This is a genomic window from Candidatus Eremiobacteraceae bacterium (assembly GCA_035314825.1).
GTDB lineage: Bacteria > Vulcanimicrobiota > Vulcanimicrobiia > Eremiobacterales > Eremiobacteraceae > JAFAHD01.
The window spans coordinates 1-14,895 of record DATFYX010000084.1 but is presented as its reverse complement, the minus strand read 5'-3'; the positions used below and the strand labels follow the sequence as shown (position 1 = coordinate 14,895).

At 63.3% G+C, this 14,895-nt stretch carries 16 protein-coding genes; 14 read left to right on the top strand and 2 right to left on the bottom strand.

Annotation, left to right across the window (positions count from 1 at the left end; all coding sequences use genetic code 11):
• The 10 genes from VKF82_12060 to sigH all read left to right on the top strand — a co-directional run.
• Positions 1–334 (top strand): cupin domain-containing protein (locus tag VKF82_12060; protein ID HME82788.1); only part of this gene is annotated, 334 nt, incomplete at its 5' end.
• The gene (gene hemW / locus VKF82_12055; GenBank protein ID HME82787.1) at positions 331–1,509 is read left to right on the top strand and encodes a radical SAM family heme chaperone HemW; all 1,179 of its coding nucleotides are present in this window, start codon (positions 331–333) and stop codon (positions 1,507–1,509) included. The genes VKF82_12060 and hemW, both read left to right, overlap by 4 nt.
• A gap of 16 nt (positions 1,510–1,525) precedes the next feature.
• Positions 1,526–2,545, top strand: a complete 1,020-nt coding sequence (locus VKF82_12050; protein HME82786.1) for a PIN domain-containing protein — start codon at positions 1,526–1,528, stop codon at positions 2,543–2,545.
• The gene (gene ispD / locus VKF82_12045; protein HME82785.1) at positions 2,542–3,231 is read left to right on the top strand and encodes a 2-C-methyl-D-erythritol 4-phosphate cytidylyltransferase; all 690 of its coding nucleotides are present in this window, start codon (positions 2,542–2,544) and stop codon (positions 3,229–3,231) included. Before VKF82_12050 ends, ispD begins: the two co-directional genes overlap by 4 nt.
• Positions 3,228–3,704, top strand: a complete 477-nt coding sequence (ispF, locus tag VKF82_12040; protein HME82784.1) for a 2-C-methyl-D-erythritol 2,4-cyclodiphosphate synthase — start codon at positions 3,228–3,230, stop codon at positions 3,702–3,704. The genes ispD and ispF overlap by 4 nt, the downstream gene beginning before the upstream one ends.
• Positions 3,705–3,718: 14 nt before the next feature.
• On the top strand, positions 3,719–5,236 hold the full coding sequence (gene gltX / locus VKF82_12035; protein ID HME82783.1) for a glutamate--tRNA ligase: 1,518 nt from the start codon (positions 3,719–3,721) through the stop codon (positions 5,234–5,236).
• 251 nt (positions 5,237–5,487) lie between these two features.
• A complete protein-coding gene (gene cysE / locus VKF82_12030; protein HME82782.1) occupies positions 5,488–6,165 on the top strand; it encodes a serine O-acetyltransferase in 678 nt (225 codons plus the stop codon).
• Complete coding sequence (cysS, locus tag VKF82_12025; GenBank protein ID HME82781.1) at positions 6,143–7,618, top strand: cysteine--tRNA ligase; 1,476 nt, start codon at positions 6,143–6,145, stop codon at positions 7,616–7,618. Before cysE ends, cysS begins: the two co-directional genes overlap by 23 nt.
• Positions 7,605–8,354, top strand: a complete 750-nt coding sequence (gene rlmB, locus VKF82_12020) for a 23S rRNA (guanosine(2251)-2'-O)-methyltransferase RlmB (GenBank protein HME82780.1) — start codon at positions 7,605–7,607, stop codon at positions 8,352–8,354. The genes cysS and rlmB overlap by 14 nt, the downstream gene beginning before the upstream one ends.
• Positions 8,355–8,475: 121 nt before the next feature.
• A complete protein-coding gene (gene sigH, locus VKF82_12015; protein ID HME82779.1) occupies positions 8,476–9,123 on the top strand; it encodes an RNA polymerase sporulation sigma factor SigH in 648 nt (215 codons plus the stop codon).
• Between the two features lie 72 nt (positions 9,124–9,195).
• On the opposite strand, the gene VKF82_12010 is transcribed toward sigH, so the two are convergent.
• Both VKF82_12010 and VKF82_12005 read right to left on the bottom strand, forming a co-directional pair.
• Positions 9,196–10,776, bottom strand: coding sequence for a tetratricopeptide repeat protein (locus tag VKF82_12010; GenBank protein ID HME82778.1), 1,581 nt, complete (start codon positions 10,774–10,776; stop codon positions 9,196–9,198).
• A gap of 8 nt (positions 10,777–10,784) precedes the next feature.
• Positions 10,785–11,309 (bottom strand): DUF4760 domain-containing protein, encoded by a 525-nt coding sequence (locus VKF82_12005; GenBank protein ID HME82777.1) that lies wholly within the window; start codon positions 11,307–11,309, stop codon positions 10,785–10,787.
• 108 nt (positions 11,310–11,417) lie between these two features.
• Here VKF82_12005 and VKF82_12000 point away from each other — a divergent pair, with 108 nt between their 5' ends.
• The 4 genes from VKF82_12000 to VKF82_11985 all read left to right on the top strand — a co-directional run bounded on the left by VKF82_12000 (position 11,418) and on the right by VKF82_11985 (position 14,594).
• Positions 11,418–12,641 (top strand): hypothetical protein, encoded by a 1,224-nt coding sequence (locus VKF82_12000; protein ID HME82776.1) that lies wholly within the window; start codon positions 11,418–11,420, stop codon positions 12,639–12,641.
• Between the two features lie 69 nt (positions 12,642–12,710).
• The gene (locus tag VKF82_11995; protein HME82775.1) at positions 12,711–12,899 is read left to right on the top strand and encodes a hypothetical protein; all 189 of its coding nucleotides are present in this window, start codon (positions 12,711–12,713) and stop codon (positions 12,897–12,899) included.
• 495 nt (positions 12,900–13,394) lie between these two features.
• Entirely contained in the window at positions 13,395–14,141 is a 747-nt protein-coding gene (locus VKF82_11990; GenBank protein ID HME82774.1) for a hypothetical protein, read from the top strand.
• Positions 14,142–14,231: 90 nt separating this feature from the next.
• On the top strand, positions 14,232–14,594 hold the full coding sequence (locus VKF82_11985) for a hypothetical protein (GenBank protein HME82773.1): 363 nt from the start codon (positions 14,232–14,234) through the stop codon (positions 14,592–14,594).
• The last annotated feature ends 301 nt before the right edge of the window (positions 14,595–14,895 follow it).

Here is a 14,895-nt window from a genome sequence, read left to right as displayed (position 1 = left end):
CGAGATCCTGCGCATTCCCGCGGGCAAGACGCCGTATCCCTACCACGCGCACAGCGCGCAGTGGGAGTTCTATCACGTGATCTCGGGCAACGGCAAAGTACGTCATAAGGATGGGACCGAGCCTATCGCGGCGGGGGATGCGTTCATCTTCGGCCCGGACGAGGCGCACCAGTTGATCAACGACGGCGCCGCCGATCTCATCGTGTATGTCGTGGCGGACAATCCGATCGGCGAGTACGGATATTATCCCGATAGCGACAAACACATCGTGCGCACCCCTGCACGCAAACTGCTGCGCTCCGAGCCGCTCGACTACTTCGACGGCGAAGAGTGAACCGGCGCGCCGCCGGCTGCTACGTCCATCTGCCGTTTTGCGATCGCATCTGCCCGTATTGCGACTTTGCGGTCGTCGAGTTCGCGCGCGCGCGCGTCGAGCGCTATCTCAAAGCCGTTCACGCCGAGCTCGCGCGCACGCCGGCCGATTGCGAGCTTGCGTCCGTCTATTTGGGCGGCGGCACGCCCTCGGCGCTGAGCGCCGACGACATCGCGGGGCTGCTGCACGCTGTCTTCGCCCATTTCGGCGTCGAGCCGGGCTCTATCGAGTGCACGCTTGAGGCCAATCCGTCACGCAACGCCGCGGATCTGAACCTCTATCGTAGAGCCGGTGTCAATCGGCTGTCGATCGGCGTCCAATCGTTTGACGATGGCGAGCTTCACAGGCTCGGGCGCGATCACAGCGCCGATCAAGCGCGCGGGTATATCAGCGCGGCGCGCGCGGCGGGCCATCGCAACATCGGCATCGACCTGATCGCCGGCGCGCCAGGGCAAACAGCGCAGTCGTTTCAGGCCACGCTCGCGCGCGCGATCGAGTGTGCGCCTCAGCATGTATCCGTCTACGGCTTGACGATCGAAGCCGGCACGCCGTACGCGCGCTGGTTCCGGCGCTCGCCGGAGGAGTTTCCTGACGACGACGCCACCGCCGATCTGCTCGAGCTGGCAGAACGCGAGCTGACCGCAGCCGGATTCGCGCGCTACGAGATCTCCAATTACGCCAAAGCCGGCTTCGAGAGCGAACACAACCGCGGCTACTGGCGCCAGCAGGACTGTGTGGCGCTCGGCATGTCCGCCTCCGGTTACGAGGGTGGCAGGCGGTTCCGCAACGCGCGCTCGTTCGAAGCCTACTGCGCCGCCATCGAAGCGGGGGCTTCGGCGCAAGAAGAAGAGGAAAAGCTCGCTTTCGAGGCCCGCTTGGGCGAAGCGGCCATGCTCAGCCTGCGCACGCGCGAAGGCATACAGGACGGGGATTTCCGCGCCCGCTTCGGAGTGGATCCGCGCCTGGTTTTCGCCGCTGCCATAGATAAATGTCGCCGGGCCGGCCTGCTCGAAGAAGACAGCCAGGGGGTCCGGCTCTCGGCGCGGGGGAGGCTTTTGGCCAACACCGCATGTTCTGAATTCTTACATCCTTCATTCATACCGGCCCCCGCCGGTGTTGGGAAAACTACTTCTTAGAATAATTTTCGCGCTGTTGTGCGGGCTGCTCGGCTTGGCCGCCGGGATCGAGCTTGGGCGCATCCCTGCGCTCGCGAGCCAGACGGGCACGCTGGCGCATCTGCGCGATATCGGCATTCCGACGCTCATCGCGCTCATCGGCGTCGCTGTGTCGCCGTATCTCGCCGCCGCTTTCGAGCGCGTGTCGAGCGCCTTCGAAGATTCGATCGTGGGCATGGCGCCCGCCGAGGCGCTCTCGGGCGCGATCGGACTCGTCATCGGGCTGATCGTCGCGTTCTTGGTGCGCGACGTCTTCCAACCCATCAACCAGATGCCGCGCTTCGGTCCCATCATCTCGATCGTCGTCTACATCCTCATCACGCTGTTCTTCGCGTACACCGGCCTGCGCATCGGCGTGCGCCAGCGCCTGTCGAGCTGGGTGCGCACCGGTCCGCGCGACGGCGCGGCGCCGCCCAAACTGCTCGACACGTCGGTCATCGTGGACGGGCGCGTGCTCGAAGTGGTGCAAGCGGGTTTCATCGAGGGACGTCTGCTCGTGCCCAAGTTCGTGCTCAAGGAGCTGCAGGCCATCGCCGACTCTTCGGATTCCATGCGCCGCGCGCGCGGCCGGCGCGGCCTTGAGATCCTCAACCGTCTGCGCGAAATCTCGGGGCGCCTGGAGATCATCGACAAGGATGCGCCCGAGCGCGACGTCGACAGCAAACTCGTGACGTTGGCGCGCGAAATGGAGGCTCCGATTCTGACCAACGACTACAATCTCAACCGGGTCGCGCGGCTGCAAGGCGTGACGATCCTCAACGTCAACGAGCTGGCCAACGCGATCAAGCCGGTCGTGCTGCCCGGCGAAGAGATGTCGGTCAACATCGTCAAGGACGGCAAGGAACAGAACCAAGGGGTCGGCTATCTCGAGGACGGCACCATGATCGTCGTCGAGAACGGCAAGCGCTTGATCGGCGAGACCGTCGGAGTGCAGGTGACATCCGTGCTGCAGACCGCGGCGGGCCGCATGATCTTCGCGAAACCGAAAAAAGCATGAGCGTCGCCGCTATCCTGGCCGCGGCGGGGCGCGGTGATCGCCTCGGGCGGCCCAAGCAACTGCTCGATCTCGCCGGCAAGCCCATGGCGGCATGGTCACTCGAGGTGTTCGAAGACACGCCGGCGATCGACGCGGTGTACATCGCGTGCGAAGCCGACGAACGCGAACGCTTCGAGGCGCTTGCGAAGGACTACGCGCCCTCGAAGAAGTGCGTCATCGTCGCGGGCGGCGCGACGCGCCAGGCGTCCGTGCACGCGGCCCTGTCCGCAGTCGCGCCGGCGCCGCAGCTCGTGCTGGTGCACGACGGCGCGCGCCCCTTCGTCACGCCCGACATCGTGGAGCGGACGATTGCGGCCGCGCATCAGGGGATCAGCGCTATCGCGGCCGTGCCGGTCAAGGACACGATCAAGCAGGCGCACGACAGCGCGGTGGCGCGCACGATCCCGCGTGCGACGCTATGGGCCGCGCAGACCCCGCAGGTCTTTCCCTACGACGTGCTCGTGGCCGCGCACGCGCGGGCGCTCGCCGACGGCGTGTGGGAGACCGACGATGCAGCACTGGTGGAGCGGCTCGGCGCGCCGGTCGTGCTGGTGATGGGCTCGTACGCCAACATCAAGATCACGACGCCTGAGGATTTCGAGATCGCGCTGTGGATCGCGCAGCGCATGGAGACCGCCCGCCGGTGAGGGTCGGGTTTGGGTTCGACGCGCATCGGCTGGTCGCCGATCGTCCGCTGATCCTGGGCGGCGTGCGCATCGCCTTCGACAAGGGCCTCGAGGGCTTTTCGGATGCCGACGTGTTGACCCATGCGGTCATCGACGCGGTGCTGGGCGCCGCTGGACTCGGCGACTGCGGATCCCGCTTTCCGGCCGGCGATCCGAAATACGCCAACGCGCACAGCATCAAACTGCTGGAACAGGCGTTTGCGCTGCTGCGCCACGCAGGCCTTCGCGTGAGCAACGTGGATTGCACGATCGTCGCCGAGCGTCCGGCGCTGGCCGGCCACATCAACGCCATGCGCGCGATGCTCGCAAACGCGCTCGAGATAGCCGAAGCCGACTGCAGCGTCAAGGCCAAGCACACGGAAGGGCTCGGATTCACTGGTTCAGGTGAAGGCATGGCGGCGTATGCGGTGGCGACCGTCGAGGCGATTCCTTGACCCCCGGCTCACGAATGGAGCGGTCGAATTTATTCGACCGCGCAGAAGCTATCGCCGAAGATAGAAGCTCAGGCTCAGTACGTGTCCGCTTCGCGCCGGCGCCGACCGGTTCGCTGCATGTCGGCGGCGCCCGCACCGCGCTCTTCAATTATCTGTACGCACGCGCGAACAAGGGCGTGCTCGTGCTGCGCTCCGAGGACACCGACGTCGGGCGCTCGACCCTCGAGTCCGAGCGCGCCATCCAGGACGATCTGCGCTGGCTCGGCCTGACCTGGGACGAGGGCACGGATGTCGGCGGTCCCTATGGCCCATATCGTCAGACCGACCGCACCGACCGCTATGGGCTCGCGGCCGCCCGGCTGCTCGAGATCGGCCAGGCCTATCTGTGCTACTGCACGCCGCAAGAGCTCGAGGCCGAGCGCAAAGAAGCCGAGCGCCACGGTCAGGCGCCCAAGTACTCGGGCAAGTGCCGCGAGCTCACCCGCGAGGAGCGCGCCGCCTTTGAAGCGCAGGGCCGCAAGCCGGCGGTGCGCTTCACCATGCCACAGCGCGACATCTACGTCGAGGATCTCGTGCGCGGCTCGGTGCACTTCCCGGCCGGCTCGATCGGCGATTTCGTCATCATGAAATCGGACGGCAATCCCGCGTATAATTTCGCCGCCGTCGTCGACGACGCCGAGATGGCGATCACCCACGTGATCCGCGCGGACGAGCATCTGCCGAACACGCCGCGCCAAGAGGTGCTCTACGAGGCGCTCGAATTGCCGCTGCCGCTGTTCGCCCACGTTTCGATGATCCTCGCGCCGGATCACCAGAAGCTGTCGAAGCGCCATGGCGCGACGTCTGTGGCCGAATATCGCGATCAGGGCTATCTGCCAGTCGCGCTCATCAACTATCTCGCCCTGCTCGGCTGGTCGCCCGGTGACGACCGCGAGTTCTTCACGCTCGACGAGCTCGTGCAACGCTTCTCGCTCGAGCGCGTCACCAAGAGCCCGGCGGTCTTCGACCATGGCAAGCTGCGCTGGTTCAACGCGCATTACTTGCGCGCGCTGCCGCGCGACGACCGGGCGGAGCTTTTCGCGACGTGGGCGCAGCGCGATCCTGTGGTGGCATCGTCAGCCGATATCGTGGATCCGCTATGGCGCGGCCTATTCGCCGACGCGATGAGCGATCACGTCGAAACGCTGGACCAGGTGCCGGCATTGGCGCGTCAAGTGCTGGCCGATGAGGTGGGGATTGAACCCGGGTCGCAAGACGCGCTCTCCGATGAAACCTCGCGCGCGCTCGTCGAAGAGCTCGCGATGATCGCGGCGGCTTGCGACGATCGTGCGGCGCTCGTCGCTGCGACCTCGAAGGAAGCACTCGCACAGCTCGGCGCCAAACACAAGGTGAAGGGCCGAGCGCTGTTCAGGCCGATGCGAATCGCCGCGACCGGCGAGGAGCACGGCGTCGAGCTTCCGATCTTATTGCCGCTGCTCGGTCCCGCGCGACTAGCAGCCCGGCTTCGCTCCGCTCTCTCGAGCGCCGGCTGACGGCGGCGGAGCCGCTAGCTTGTTCCGCTCCCGCCCTGGGAGCCCCGTTGCGGGCCGGAGGGCGGCCAAGCGCCGCGCGCGAACCCACTGTCACCATGGCCACCGAAGCCGCACGCGCAATCCCGACCCACACGGCCATCAACCCGTCCTGTTGTTGTTGACCGGCGCTAGCGCCACGCCCGGTCGCGCGCCCGCCGCGCGCATGTGAGAAGAAGCCCGCGCGACGCGCGGGATGCGAGCAGGACGAAACCATGCAACGAGACTCGATTTTCCGTCAGATACGCCACGACTGGCGCGCATGCTTCGAGCGCGATCCCGCGGCGCGCAATTGGCTCGAAGTGCTGCTGGCCTATCCCGGCTTCCACGCGCTGTTCTGGCATCGCCTCATCAACCACCCGCTGTACCGCGCCGGCGTGCCGGTCATACCGCGCGTGCTCTCCAACATCTCGCGCTTTTTCACCGGCATCGAGATCCACCCCGGCGCCGAGATCGGCGCGGGCTTGTTCATCGATCACGGCATGGGCGTGGTGATCGGCGAGACCGTGGAGATCGGGCGTGACTGCACGATCTATCAGGGCGTGACGCTGGGCGGTACGTCGCTGCAGCGCGGCAAGCGCCACCCGACGCTCGAGGACAACGTCATCGTCGGCGCTGGCGCCGGCATCATCGGCGCAGTGGTCATCGGCGCCGGCTCGAAGATCGCCGCGGGTGCGGTCGTCGTCAAATCGGTTCCGCCCAACTGCACGGTTGTCGGCGTTCCGGGCCGCGTGATCTATCAGGACGGCAAGCCGGCCGAGCCCTTACTGCCGCGCGTGGACATGCCCGATCCCGAAGCGGACGCGATCGCCGCGTTGCAGCAACGGGTCGAGGCGCTCGAGATGGGCTTGCGAAAGCTCGAAGAGCCGGATGGCAGTAAGACTCTACAATAGCCGCACCCGATCGCTGCAGGAGTTCCAGCCGCTCGAACCAGGGCGGCTGACCATGTACGTCTGCGGCATGACGCCCAGTTTTCATCCGCACCTCGGTCACGCGCGCACGTTCTTGACCTTCGACGTCCTGCGCCGCCACCTCACCGCGCGCGGCTACCGCGTCACCTACGTCCAGAACGTCACCGACATCGACGATCGCATCATCGAGCGCGCTGCAACCGAAGGAGTGCCATGGGACGACGTCGCCTCGCGCTATCTTGCGGAATACGAGGCGTGCGCCACGCGGCTTGGGCTGATGCCGCCCGATCATGAGCCGCGCGCCACGCAAGAAATCGCTTCCATTATAGAGCTCATCTCGGGGCTGGTGGCCAAGGGCGCGGCGTACGAGTCTGGCGACGGCGTCTATTTCGCGGTGGACGAGGGCGTGTTTCCGCACTACGGCGAGCTGAGCCACCAGAGCATCGAGGAGCTGCGCGCCGGCGTGCGGGTGGCCGTGCGCGAGGACAAGCGCGGCCGCCTCGACTTCGCGCTTTGGAAGAAGGCGAAGCCCGGCGAGCCCAGCTGGCCCAGCCCGTGGGGGCCCGGCCGCCCGGGCTGGCATATCGAGTGCTCGGCGATGGCGCGCAAGTATCTCGGCGACCAGATCGACATCCACGGCGGCGCCGCAGACCTTATCTTCCCGCATCACGAGAACGAGGTCGCCCAGACCGAGACCTTTACGGGCAAGCATCCGTTGGCGGACTTCTGGGTGCACGCGGGGCTGCTCAACGTCGACGGCCAGAAGATGAGCAAGTCGCTGGGCAATTTCACGCCGCTCACCCAGGTGCTCGACCGCTATCCGGCGGCCGTCATCCGCTATCTTTTCTTACAGACCGGCTATCGCAAGCCGAGCAACTTCACCGCCGAGTCCATCGAAGCAGCGGGCAAGGGATTGCGCGGACTGTATGCCGATCTCGACAAACTCCGCGCCGCCGCGCCAAAGGAGCCCCCGGAGCGGTCGAGTTTACTCGACCGCGAAGACGATGCCGCACTCGCCGACTTCAACGCGTTCCTCGACGACGACCTGAACACCGCGGGCGCCGTTGGTTGGCTGCAGACTTATGTGAAGAGCGCGATCAAGGATCGCACGAGGGCGACAAGAGCTGTTGCGGTCGTCGAGCAGGCGCTCGAACGGCTCGGCCTGCCAACCGACGCGCAAAGCGCCGGCGTCGCAGCGACCTCGTCGCAGGTCAAGTTGAGCAAAGCCGCGCGCATGGAATTTTCGATCATCGCCGGCGAGCGCGACGCGCCCGACGTCGATCTCGTTGAAAAGGTCGTGGCGATCCGCGAGCAGGCTCGTAAGTCCAAGGACTGGGCGAAATCGGATCGGTTGCGCGATGCGCTCGCACGCGCGGGCATCGCGGTCAAGGACACCGCGTCAGGTTCGCAGTGGAGCGTCGATGGCAGCAGCTGACGAGACCATCGTCGGCATCCATCCGGTCTCGGAGGCGCTTGCGGCTGGTGAAGCGGTCAAGAGCGTCATCATCGCACAGCACCGTCGCGACGATGCTGCGTTGCAAGAACTCGTCGCCGCCGCGAAGCAACGCGGCATTCCGGTGCACACCGAGCCCGAATCGTGGTTCAAACGCTTTGGCGATGCACGCCACCAAAATGTCGCTGCTCGCATCGCCCCGTTCGCGTACGCGGACTGGGCGCACATACGGCGCACGCTGATCGACAAACCCGATGCGTTAGTCGTCGTTGTCGATCACGTCGAGGATCCACAGAACCTTGGCGCGATCATGCGCGCCGCCGAAAGCGCAGGCGCCGACGCGCTCGTGATTCCCGACCGCCGCAGCGCCACCGTGACCGCCGCGACCAGGCGAGCCGCTGCCGGAGCGGCTTCCCATCTTCCGGTCGTCGCTGTCCCGAATTTGGTCAGAGTTCTGGAGGACCTTAAAACGGACGGCCACTGGGTCTATGGGCTTACCGGCACCCCGAACGCGCGGCCATATACCGATGTCGATTTCCGGGGAAAGTGCACGCTCGTCGTGGGCAGCGAGGGGAAAGGCTTGGGCCACCTGGTTTCGGAGCGTTGCGACGGACTTGTCAAGATCCCGATGCGTGGCCGAGTCGCTTCATTGAATGCGGCCGCGGCATGCGCCGTGGTCCTCTACGAGGTGCTCAGACAACGCGCGAAAAGCTTGTGATTAACGGCACGAGCCCGTCCCGGGAATCCTTGACGAAAGAGGAGCCTCCCCCTATAATCGGTAGGGCACATAACACAGGCATAATCATGCCGAGAAGCAGGGCCGGAGGTTCATCAACAACTTGGGGGCACTTCATCAAACGGAAGAAACCCTGGACTACAGCGAGCGAGCGGACGAAGAACTCGTCAATGCGGCCAAGTGCGGCGACAATCTGGCCATGGAGTTTCTGCTCAACAAGTACAAGAACTTCGTCCGTATCAAGGCTAAGAGCTACTTCCTCATCGGCGCAGACCGCGAAGACATCATCCAGGAAGGCATGATCGGCCTCTACAAGGCCGTGCGCGACTTCCGGGCGGATAAGCTATCGTCGTTCCGCGCCTTCGCGGAGCTGTGCATCACGCGTCAGATCATCACGGCCATCAAGACGGCCACGCGGCAAAAGCACATCCCGCTCAACCAGTACATCTCGCTCAACAAGCCGATCTACGACGAGGACAGCGAGCGCACGCTGCTCGACGTCATGGCGAGCGCGAAGATGTCCGATCCGGAAGAGCTGGTCATCAATCAGGAAGTCTCAGAAGACATCAAGGAGCGGATCCAGGAGAACCTGAGCGACCTCGAGTCGCAGGTGCTGCTGAGCTATCTCGAGGGCAAGTCGTACCAAGAGATGGCGCGCGATCTCAACCGCCACGTCAAGTCGATCGACAACGCGCTCCAGCGCGTCAAGCGCAAGATCGAGAAGAACCTGAGCGAAGTCGAGCTGTACTAGGCGCTCTCACCACACGAACGTAGGACCCGAGCAGAGCTCGGGTCCTTTTTCTATCCGGATCCGCGTAAGGGATCAGAGCTCGACGGTCGGCAGCATCGTGTCCGAATACTGCCACGCGGCTTTGAATTGCTCGCGCACCGACGCGGCCTCGCCGGACCGGCCTTGCCCCTCGAGCGCCGCACCAAGACCGAATAGCGAGCGGGGGTTTCGCGGGTTGCGTTGCAGATCGGCGCGGAAGACCGCCTCGGCCTCCGGATAGCGCTGCAATTGCAAGAGCAGGCCGCCGAGCGACTCGCGGACGGGGTGGTACCAATCGGGCGGTTCGATGTAGATCAGACCGTCCTGCACCTTGACCGCGCTCTCGAGCAGCGAGACCGCCGTCGCGGAATCGCCGCTCTCGCGGGCGATCTTCGCGCCAAGCTCGTCTTGTGCGATGCCGAGCAGATCCGCTGAGCTGTTGGTGAAACCCATGATCGTCGGCACCTTGAGCTCGCCGTCGGCTGCTTTGACAGCGGCAAGCTCGACTCGGGCGTTTGCCAAGTCGCCGGTCGACGCGAAGGCCATACCGCGGCAGAAGTGCCAGAAGGCGACTCGCATCGGCTCGTCGGCCGACGCAGCCGGCTGCGTCATCGCCAAGATCTCCGTCCAACGGGCGAAGCGTAAAGGCACGTACATCGCGGGGATCATCGCACCCGAGCTTTGCAGGAGACGCTGTGTCGCTGCGGCGCCCTTGTAGTCGCCCTGCATGCTGTAGCCGTACGCGAGCATCGTCAGGTTGTGCCCATAGTAACCCGAGGCCTCACGGTCCTCATGCATCGCCAGGTACGCGCGGTCGTGTTGGGTCGCATGCTCGTTGCTCATCACCGCCGACTCGAAGGCGCCCGTGCGCATGTACGTGTGCGCGGGCATGTGCACCAGGTGAGCCGCCGCCGGCTCGAAATTCATGCCGCTCAGACGCGACGCGGAGATCAGCGCCCGCTCAGGGGTGGTGGACGCCTCGGTCGCGTGGATGTAGAAATGGTTGGCGCCGATATGATCGGGTTCGCGGCGCAGCACCGATTCCAAGACCATGACGATCGTCTGGGTGCCGGTGACCGGCTGGCCGGCCGGGGTGTACAGCGCCCACGGCCGCAGATCCATCATGCTTTCCGCATAGAGCGTCGCCGCGTCGAGGTCGTCTGGATACTTGACCACCAACTGCTGCATCGCGGACGCGTACGCGGCGTCGAGTTTTGCGAAGTCAGGCTTGGCGGTGTTGGTATAGCGCGCCGCGAGCGCGTCGATCCAAGCTTGATCCAACCCGTTTGCTCCGGAGGCGAGCGCTTTCGCTTTTCCTAGCGCGGCGAAGGCCGCGTGCTCGCCGGCTTCGTCGATCGAGACGTTGATGTTCGAGCCGTAGGTCATGGCGATGCCCCATTGCGCCATCGCCAGATGCGGATCGGCCGCTGCGGCTTGTTCGAATGCGCGGCGCGAAGCCTCGCGGTTGAAGGCATACAGCAAGGTCAGACCCTGGTCGAAGTACGCCTGCGCCATCTGATTGGTCGTCGAAACCGGGTGATGCTGGCGCGCCTGCGACGAAGCGGACATATCCATCGCGGCCGACGGCCCGCTTGTGGTGAGGATGAGCGACAGCACGGTGGCGAACAACATCATATCTCCCGTCAGCGGCGAGCGGCGAACTGGTTGGGGTCGTAGTTGGGGACCTTCGGGCGCGGGATGTCCCTCCACCACGCGCTGTAGTTCGCCAGCCATTCGAAGTTCTCGAATAAGTACTCGTTCTGGTTGTAGCGGCGCCAATGCAGAACGAACTCTTTGATCGTCGCCCAGCGATCGCGCAGCATGAAGCCGACGGCATCGCAGATGAGCGTCACGTCGAGCACCTCGCGGCGCGCAAGGCACGCGATGGTCTCCACGAACTGGCCGACCATGGACAGCGCGCGCTCGTCATCGGAGCCGAAGAACTTCTCCGCGATGTCTTTGTCGGTCGGATAGCGCGCCGCGACGCCGCGCAGCTGCGTGAACACGTGCACCACCTCGGTCGAAGTCAACCGGTCGATAGCCTCGAGAATGGCCAGCGCGTTGCGTTCGTGCTCCATCTGACGCACTTGCCGCGACAGCATGTACGTGGTAAAGACGACCGTCGCAAAGGCGATGACCAGCGACGCGATCGGGACGATTTGTTCCAAGCCAGCAACCCCCCGTCCAGGTTGCTACCTAAGCGTGCGAGAACCTCTCGCGCAAGATTCGGAACTTCCGCACGGACGCTCGCGTTCCAGGGCTGACGGGAGGTCGTTATGTCGCAGTTTCGTCTTATCGTCGCGTTGTGCGCAACGGCGGTAATCCTACTCGGGGTCAGTGAGCAAGCGACGGCCGGATATTCGGTCGCCGATGTCCAGGGCGGCAACACCGGGCCGGTGCGCGCGATGTCACCGCCGCCGCGACCGACACCCAAGCCGACTCCGAAGCCCAAGCCTGTCCCTGCGCCCTCGGATGTCCGTCCGGTGCAAAGCGTGCACGACTGCGCATCGGCGCTCGCGCTGTTGGCGACGATCTGCGATAACGGCGTCAAGTCCGGCGATCTGCAGCTGTTGTGGAAGGACGGCGCCTCGAAGCTTGACGGCTATAAGGTCTATCGAGTCGATGGCGGTCACAATAACGTCGTGGTGGCGACCTCGAACGGCCTGACGCCGAAATACGCGCTGATCACCAAGCCTGGCGGAGGCTACGAAGGAGCATGTTATGCGGTGACCGCCTATCTCGGAAACCGCGAATCGGCGCACAGCGAGAAATACTGTGTCCAATCGGGATCGACGGCATCGACCGAAACCTTTTCACCTTCTCACGTGCGCTCGTATGTCATCTACATCGATCCCACGATAACGGATCCGAATAACTACGCCAATACGCTTTCGTTGGCTGCGCTCATCTCTAAGCTGCAAGGCAGCGATTTTGGCGCAGTGCTGCCCTCGCAGCTGCTCGCCGCGAATCATTCGGTCTCGGTCAGCGGGAGCGGATATGTCGGCTATCAAGACGCCTATTATGCGGAGGCGATTGACACGAGTCAGTTCCGGACCGGCTACCCCAAAGGCTACGCCAGGATCAAGTCACGCGCCGGCTACGATTTCAATCTCGGCAAGCTGGCGAACCGCAAGATCTATTCGGCGATCCTCACGCTCGACGTCTCGCAGACGATGCAGGATACCGCCGGCCATACCCGCTTTCGGACCGACGACTATTCTTGCGCCGACACGTATTCGCTGGGCAAAGACTTTTGGTGGAGCTATAGCGGCGCACTGAACAATACCTCAGGAGGCGGCCACATCGGCCTGAAGTCGGGCCCGGTCGTAACGGTCGACATGACAGGGACCGTTGAGAACTGGGCGGCTGACGGAAACCAGCGCGACTATGGGTTCATCCTCAGCAACGCGCTCGCGGACACCAACGCGATGCCGGCGTATCCCGACCTCGGCTGTTTCACCAAGTACTACAACGCGTCGCTCAAAGTGATCTACTTCTGAGGCCTTCGCCGATCCGGATCGCGATGAGTGTTCGATCCGTCCGTTAGCCTAGAAAATGGAGCGTCTAAGATGATTCGCGTCGGTGATCACGTCATAGTGCGCGGCGAGGGTGAAGAAGCGATAGTCACCGCAGTGCATCCCGACTCACAAGTAGAGATCGAGTACCTTCACGCATCGGCTAGCGGTGCGCGGCGCAAACGCTACGCCGCGGAGGCGCTTGAGGTCATCGAGGGCGGTCACGGTGAGCGGCGACAGTGATGATGCTAAGACACCCGTCCGGCCCCTAGCCGGCCATTCTTTCGTAAACTTCCCTTTCGGAAAGCCGGCCGTTGTACATTTGGCTTCATCCGTGATTGGCTCGATGATAGCCCAAAGTCTCGAGCAATGAGTGGATAATTTCAAGTTCATGGATTCGTGGCCGGCGCGGGTGCGGTGGCTGCTGGTTCTTCCAGTCGCCGCGGCGTGCTACAGTCTGTCGTTCGGGCTCTTTATCGTCATGTTCAACATCGTCTGGCACCTCCACGGCAGTTTCAACGCGCTCTTCGATGTGGTAGTTGCGATCTGCAGTGCTGCGTTTGTATGGCTTAGCCTCGCGACCGCTCCACGCTTCAAATTGCTCGTAGCCTTGGTTCTCGCACTTGTTCCTCTCGCGTATGCTCGTTCTGAGTATGCGGCTTACCCAGTCGGCGGGGGTCTGGGCGCTCTATTTCTCCAGCAAGAAAAGGCCCTCCAAACCGTAATGAGGAGCCAACGATGTTTAGTGTAGCAGCACTGCTTCTAGCCGCTTTACTAACGAAGGAACAGCTGGTTCAAGCCAGGGGCTACGGGTGCAATTTTGCTGGCGCTAAGACCGTAGCCATTCTCGCGCAGAATCAAACGTTGTTTGGACCAAGGGGCCGAGAGATTGACGTTCCAGCCACGGTTTCACCGGATGGTGGTCTTCGGTTCCAGTTCACCCTTCCGCCCGGCTCTTTCGACATTGCGTACTGGGTAAGGGGCCTGGGATGCGATAGCGGCGGTGGCGGGATTACGATTCTGCCCGGATATGATCGACGCATTCTAGTTTCCATGTTTTCGTATCCCCCTCACCCCAAGGATAATCCGAACGTAGACAATCTGGGCACGATTATGGACTGGCATAACCGCAAGTTCTTCTCGGGGACTCTACCAGCGGTAGACCTCAGCGTCAGCGTTGTGGTGTCGGCGAGCGGTGACTGCCCCGATGAAACAGCGCCGGAATACGCTGCCGCTATTGACGGGGATGCTTACTATGTCGGGTACGTCTCAGCTATAAGCGGAAAGCACACGTTCTTGAAACTACGCAACGACTTTGATACTGCGTACTTTGCGCTTCCCGATGCAACTCCGGCGGGCTCGAACGATCAGTACGTGATCCGCAATATCACGGTTGACGATCTGCGCGTACTTGGCACCCACAGTCGGAATGGGGGTCAGTGCATTCGCACGCCGTCGGGACTATCGTCAACATTCGGTGAATAGGTTAGACTGAGCGGAATTCGGTATGATTCCCCCACACAACCCAAAAGACTCAGACGCTATCAAGGGCCCGCTATCCGCATTGGCGCGCCAATGAAAATTCGGTTTGAACGGCGCAAAGATCGCTTGGCCGAACCTTTCAACACCTGGCTCGTCCTAATGGCGCTGACACTTGCTTTGGTCAACTGTTTCCTTTTCTTGCGAACAACGGGTCCGCCGGGCTTAGAAAGGGCCTTGCCGACCATTGGGTTGGTCTGGTTCTCATTGCAGGCCCTGGGCTGGCTCTGGATATTGGCAAGGCAACTCATGCGCGAGAAAACGCTCAAGCCTGTAAACGAGCCGGGGGCGGGCGGCTTAGCTGTAACTCTTGGAGATTCGCTAGTCATTCTGGGGATCGTCGGAGAGGTGTTAGGAATAGTGTTGCTGATCGACGGCACTCTTGGCACCCTGCGCTAGGGCCGCTTGCTAACTCGTAGCGAGTAATGGCCGCCCGTCGCCCCCCTAGGCCGGCCAGAATTCGGATTTGATTCACCTACGCAACCGCCAGTCAGAGGAACCTTTGTCAAGCTACTGGCGTCGTCTGCTTAAAATATTCGCGTGGATAGTCTGCGCTCTCTTCGGCGCGGGCTATGGAATGTTCACGGTTGCGGAACACTCTTCAGGATGGCAGTGGGGGATAGCGACACCCGTGCAGATCCCCCTATTTGGGATCTTGGGTCCAATGGTCTTCTGGGAAATCGGACTGCTTGTTCTGGTC

What these genes read in the sequence shown, in the direction of transcription:
- ispD (HME82785.1), top strand. Translation starts at nt 2,542, where the DNA reads ATGAGCGTCGCCGCTATCCTGGCCGCGGCGGGGCGCGGTGATCGCCTC.
- gltX (HME82783.1), top strand. Translation starts at nt 3,719, where the DNA reads ATGGAGCGGTCGAATTTATTCGACCGCGCAGAAGCTATCGCCGAAGAT.
- cysE (HME82782.1), top strand. Translation starts at nt 5,488, where the DNA reads ATGCAACGAGACTCGATTTTCCGTCAGATACGCCACGACTGGCGCGCA.
- cysS (HME82781.1), top strand. Translation starts at nt 6,143, where the DNA reads ATGGCAGTAAGACTCTACAATAGCCGCACCCGATCGCTGCAGGAGTTC.
- rlmB (HME82780.1), top strand. Translation starts at nt 7,605, where the DNA reads ATGGCAGCAGCTGACGAGACCATCGTCGGCATCCATCCGGTCTCGGAG.
- VKF82_12010 (HME82778.1), bottom strand. Translation starts at nt 10,776, where the DNA reads ATGATGTTGTTCGCCACCGTGCTGTCGCTCATCCTCACCACAAGCGGG.
- VKF82_12000 (HME82776.1), top strand. Translation starts at nt 11,418, where the DNA reads ATGTCGCAGTTTCGTCTTATCGTCGCGTTGTGCGCAACGGCGGTAATC.
- VKF82_11995 (HME82775.1), top strand. Translation starts at nt 12,711, where the DNA reads ATGATTCGCGTCGGTGATCACGTCATAGTGCGCGGCGAGGGTGAAGAA.
- VKF82_11990 (HME82774.1), top strand. Translation starts at nt 13,395, where the DNA reads ATGTTTAGTGTAGCAGCACTGCTTCTAGCCGCTTTACTAACGAAGGAA.
- VKF82_11985 (HME82773.1), top strand. Translation starts at nt 14,232, where the DNA reads ATGAAAATTCGGTTTGAACGGCGCAAAGATCGCTTGGCCGAACCTTTC.